Consider the following 4,967-nt stretch of genomic DNA (forward strand, 5'->3'; position numbering starts at 1 on the left):
GCATGACGGTATCGTCGTCGGGCACGTCGTCGTGCGCGGCCGCGGCCATCAGTTCTTCGGATTCCTGCTGGGCGGCGTGGGCGGCATTCTCGGCTGCCTGGCCGTCAGCGTGATCGGCGCCTATATCAGCTCGAAGCGCCTGCTGCGCAACATCGTTTCGCCGTTGCGCGCGCTGGCCGGCGTGGCCCACGCGGTGCGCCGCGAGCGTGCGTTCGCGCAGCGGGTCGAGCCCGTGGCGATTGCCGAGCTCAACCAGCTCGGCGACGACTTCAATGCACTGCTCGATGAGTTCGAGGACTGGCAGAACACGCTGCGCGACGAGAACGCATCGCTCGAACACAAGGCGACGCACGATGCGCTCACGGGGCTGCCCAACCGCGTGCAGTTCGAGTCGCGGCTCGCGCTCGCCCTCGGCGAAGCCGGCGTAACGGGGCAGCGGGTCGCGATCCTGTATCTCGACTGCGACCGCTTCAAGGAAATCAACGACTGCCTCGGCCACGACGCCGGCGATGCGGTGCTGATCGGCATCGCGTCAAGGCTGCGCAAGCAGGTGCGCGAAGCCGACCTGGTCGCCCGCCTGGGCGGCGACGAATTCGCGGTGATGCTGCCGGCCGTGCGCGAAGCGGGTAGCGTGTGTCGTATTGCTGACGAGATATTGTCCGGCATGGCGCCGTCGATCGAGCTGTCCGACGGCCGCGTGGTGGCCACCATGATGAGTGCCGGCGTTGCGCTGTATCCCGATCACGCGTCGGATGCGAGCGGCTTGCTGCGGGCGGCGGATGCCGCGATGTACCGCGCCAAGCGCGCCCGGCCAGGCTCGTGGCAACTGGCGGAAGGGGTCGCGGGGGCGGCTTGAGGTTCATCGTTTCACGCTGCGGGCGAGGCCGCGGCAGTGGGTTGAAAGAGCGCCCGCGATGCGGGTGCAATCGAAGGGGTCAATGATGAACAACATGTTTCCGGTGGGCATTGGGCGCTTGTGCGTCGGCAGCGCGCTGCTTTTGTGCATGCTGCTCGGAGGTTGCAAGGCGCCGCCGCTTCATCGTGGGTTGACGCAGACGCAGGTCACGGCGCTCAAGTCGGCCGGCTTTCAGGAAACCGAGCAGGGTTTCGAGTTCGGCTCGACCGGGCCGATCCTGTTCGATTTCGATCGCTACAACCTCAAGCCCGATGTGCGGCGGATCGTCGAAAGGATCGGTCGCACGCTCAGGTCCGCCGGAATCAACGGCGTACGGGTCTATGGCTACTCGGATGAGGAAGGCGTGGACGAGTATGACCTCGAGTTGTCCAGGCGGCGGGCGGAGGTCGTTTCCCTTGAACTGATCGACGTCGGGCTGGATGCGAAGCGCATCGCGGTCGTCGGAAAGGGCAAGAGCGATCCGGTCGGGGACAACAAGACGTCGGGAGGCCGCGCGCAGAACCGGCGGGCGGCGATCGTGGTGTCGCCGCGGTGACGGGGCGGTTGCCTCGGTCGGGGAGGCGGGCGGTTGCCAGCGGCGGAAATCACGCTATCGAACGCGTTGATCGATTGAGTGTCGCCGCACCGCCGCGCCTTCGTGCGCCCGGTTCCTTCCCGGGAGTCCGCTCAATTTCATCGTGACAGGGGGCGATGCGTCGCCCCGCACGGATCTGTCACACGTCTCATGCAGATTGTGTCGTGTTCCGCGCGAGCTGGCGCGGTGCTTCGGCATGGGCAGTCGCGTTTGGCCGGCCAGCCGCCAGTCCGCGTTTTTGTATTATCGAGGGCCCGAACGGAAACGTTTGCGGGCGTCTTTCACGCGTCCGGGTTTTGTCCTACATTATCGGGGCTTCGGGCCGGTCAGCCGGCACCTGGAACCTGAGAACACAAGAAGGAACAAGAATGAGTTTCGCTCCGAACGGGGGTATTCCCACTGGAATGGGCGGCAGTGCGTTCGGCTCGTTGAGCGCGCTCGGCGGGCTCGCCGGCCCGGTTGCGTCGAGTGTCGCCGGCAGCCTCGGGCCGCTCGCGGGCCTGGCCGGGCACGTCGACACCGTCCAGCGCGCGATGCAGCTCGCGCAGACCGGCTTCTCGCTGATGGACAAGACGCCCGGCGCGATCGCCGAGGCGATCAACGGCGCCGCCAATCCCGCGCGCCTGACCCAGCTCAACCGCTATGTGACGCTCGATACGCCGCTCGGCCCGGATGTTCTCCTGGTCAGCGCGGCCGTCGTCGACGAGCACGTGAATCGGTTGCCGGAGATCCACCTCGACCTGCTGTCGCATCGCCACGACCTGCGCCCCGAGGACCTGATCGGCCAGCAAGTGAAGATCCGGTTCGACCAGCAGGCGCGCCTGTCGACGCTCGAGCGTGTCGTCGCGTCGGGCGCCGTCGACAACGACCGGTACTTCGACGGCTACGTGGCGTCGTTCGACCGGGCAGGCAATCCCGGGAACGTCACGCAGTATCACCTGACGGCGGTGCCGTGGTTCTGGTTCCTGACGCGCTCGACCGACTGCCGGATTTTCCAGAACAAGACCGCGCAGGACATCCTCACGGAGATCTTCCAGGAGCACGGCTTTTCCGACTTCGTGTTCGATATCCGGACGAACGAGAAGCCGCTCGAGTATGTCGTGATGTACCAGGAGAGCTACTACAACTTCTGTGCGCGGCTGATGGAGCAGGAGGGGCTGGTCTGGACGCACCGCTACGAGAAGGACAGGCACGTTCTCGTGATCGGCGATTCGAATCTGCTGTTCCGCCCGATTGACGGGCTCGCGACGGTGCCGTTCGCGGCCACCGAGGCGAGTGAGGACAGCGGCATCGACCAGCTGCACGAAGGCCGGCGCTTTGGCGTCGGCAAGGTCACGTTCCGCGACTTCAACCACCAGAACCCGTCGTCGCCGCTGATGCTGGTGGAGGCCGGGCCGCAGAACCTCAAGCACGCGCGGCTCGACGCGACCGAGCGGTTCGAGCACCTGTCGCTGTACGACCATGGCGACGACGGCAACCGCTACGCCCGTTTCGCGATGGAGGCCGAGGAGGCGCAGGCCCATCGCTTTACCGGCGGCGGCTATGCGTGGCGCATGACCACGGCCGGCGCCGTCACCGTGGCGAATCACCCGGTACTCGCGAACAACCAGGAATACGTGATCCTGCAGGTGCGTCACGAGGCGGTGAACGACTACACGCAGCACAGCGCCAAACTGCCGTACCGCAACAGCTTCGCGTTGCTGCCGAAGAAGGTGCCGTATCGCGCGTCGCGCGGCACGCCGAAGCCGGTGATTCACGGCACGCAGTCGGCGATCGTCGTCGGCCCCAAGGGCGAGGAAATCTACACCAACGGGAGCGCGGTGAAGGTGCACTTCCCGTGGGACCGGCGCGGCAAGAAGGACGGCTCCGACTCGATGTGGGTGCGGGTGTCTCAACCGTGGGCAGGCGACGGCTGGGGCGCGGCCGCGATTCCGCGGATCAAGCAGGAAGTGCTCGTCGCGTTCAACCAGGGCGACCCGGATAACCCGGTGATCGTCGGCCGCGTGTTCAACGGCGAGCAGGGTAACCCGTACCACGGTGCGGCCGGCCAGACGATGGGGATCAAGAGCCAGACCCACAAGGGGCAGGGGTCGAACGAGATCCGCATGACCGACACGAACGGCATGCAGGAATTCTTCATGCATGCGCAGAAGGACATGAACACCGTCGTCGAGAACAACGAGACGCACAAGGTGCTCGGGCCGATGCGTACCGTGCTGGTGGCGACGGGCAGTGAGGAGAAGCAGATTCCGCAGGGCAACCTGACCGAGACGATCGCCGAGAAGCGCAGCACGACCGCGACCACCGTCGAGGTGATGACGCCGGCCAAGGACGGGGGCGGCGGTACGCAGGTCTACGTGGCCGAGCGCGGCATCCTGCTGAAGGTGATGGACAGCTCGATCTCGCTCGCGCCGGAAGGCATTCGCCTCGAGCACAAGGGCTCCGTGATCCTGATGACCGACGACGGCGTGATGGTCAACGGCACGCGCATCGATCTCAACAAATAAAACGAACGAAACCAGCCATGCACTACGCAATCCACGAAGGCACCTTCGAGCTGCCGGACGCGGCGCTCGACCGTACGGTCAACATTCTGATGATGAACGCCGGCCCCGGCGGCCTCAATCTCGTGATCGCCCGCGGGCGGTTGCGTGACGGGGAGAATCTCGACGCGTTCGTCGCGCGCGAATGGGAAGTGGCGTCGCGCGACGCGAAGATGCTGACCGAGAAAGCGCGTCGGCCGGTGACGGTGGGGTCCCGAGCGGGCGTTCAGATCGATTCCACGCTCGAGCGGGACGGCAGGCTCTGGCATCAGGTGCAGACGATGTTTCCGTCGGATGACGCCGGCCGCGTGCTGGTGATGACGTTGACCAGCGCGGCACCGCTGACCGAAGAACAGCAGGCGATCGCCGAACGCATGCTCGCCAGTTTCCAGCCGCGCGCGGTGCGGCCGTCCCTGCTCGGGCCGGGTGACGCGTCGTGAGCGCGGAAAACTTCGCGGCCGCTCGCTTCGAAGATCCGATTCAGCACACGTCGTTCATGGGTGAGCTTGTCGGCACGGTCGGCTCCGTGGTCGGCGGCGCTATCGTCGGTGCATTGGTGGCGGAGGCGATGGAAGGGCTGGTGTTCGCCGGCCTCGCTGCGCTCGAGATCGGCACGATGGGGCTGGCGACACCGCTCGTGATTGCGATCGGCGTGGGCGTGGCGGTCGGCTCCGGCGCGCTGATGGAAGCGAGCGGCATGAACGAGGCCATCGACGACGGCGCGAAGGCGCTGGCCAATTCGATCGTGCCGCCCGTGATCAAAGGCAAGATCGCAAGCGGGTCGGGGAACGTTTACGTCAACAACAAGCCGGCTTCACGGGCGGCGAAGCCTGGCGATCTCGATACCGTTGCGTGTACCGATCATCCCGGGCCGCAGATGATTGCCGACGGGTCGGGCAGCGTCTATATCAACGATCAGCCGGCTGCGCGGGTT

General features: G+C 66.0%; 5 protein-coding genes. All 5 read left to right on the forward strand.

Annotation, left to right across the window (positions count from 1 at the left end; all coding sequences use genetic code 11):
- On the forward strand, positions 1–856 hold an 856-nt coding region (locus tag JYJ84_RS28210; RefSeq protein ID WP_205189739.1), incomplete at its 5' end, for a sensor domain-containing diguanylate cyclase.
- A gap of 85 nt (positions 857–941) precedes the next feature.
- Complete coding sequence (locus JYJ84_RS28215; RefSeq protein ID WP_122949599.1) at positions 942–1,451, forward strand: OmpA family protein; 510 nt, start codon at positions 942–944, stop codon at positions 1,449–1,451.
- Positions 1,452–1,858: 407 nt separating this feature from the next.
- The gene (locus tag JYJ84_RS28220) at positions 1,859–3,997 is read left to right on the forward strand and encodes a type VI secretion system Vgr family protein (RefSeq protein ID WP_122947796.1); all 2,139 of its coding nucleotides are present in this window, start codon (positions 1,859–1,861) and stop codon (positions 3,995–3,997) included.
- 17 nt (positions 3,998–4,014) lie between these two features.
- Positions 4,015–4,473, forward strand: a complete 459-nt coding sequence (locus tag JYJ84_RS28225; protein WP_122947795.1) for a DcrB-related protein — start codon at positions 4,015–4,017, stop codon at positions 4,471–4,473.
- Positions 4,470–4,967, forward strand: a 498-nt coding sequence (locus tag JYJ84_RS28230) for a PAAR domain-containing protein (protein WP_205189742.1), incomplete at its 3' end; no start/stop codon positions are given. The genes JYJ84_RS28225 and JYJ84_RS28230, both read left to right, overlap by 4 nt.

Origin of the sequence: Burkholderia sp. LMG 13014 (assembly GCF_905232215.1) — a bacterium.
Taxonomy (GTDB): domain Bacteria; phylum Pseudomonadota; class Gammaproteobacteria; order Burkholderiales; family Burkholderiaceae; genus Burkholderia.

Bases quoted from the DNA above. Each gene is read 5' to 3' on its own strand.
- JYJ84_RS28215 (WP_122949599.1), top strand. From the start codon at position 942: ATGAACAACATGTTTCCGGTGGGCATTGGGCGCTTGTGCGTCGGCAGC.
- JYJ84_RS28220 (WP_122947796.1), top strand. From the start codon at position 1,859: ATGAGTTTCGCTCCGAACGGGGGTATTCCCACTGGAATGGGCGGCAGT.
- JYJ84_RS28225 (WP_122947795.1), top strand. From the start codon at position 4,015: ATGCACTACGCAATCCACGAAGGCACCTTCGAGCTGCCGGACGCGGCG.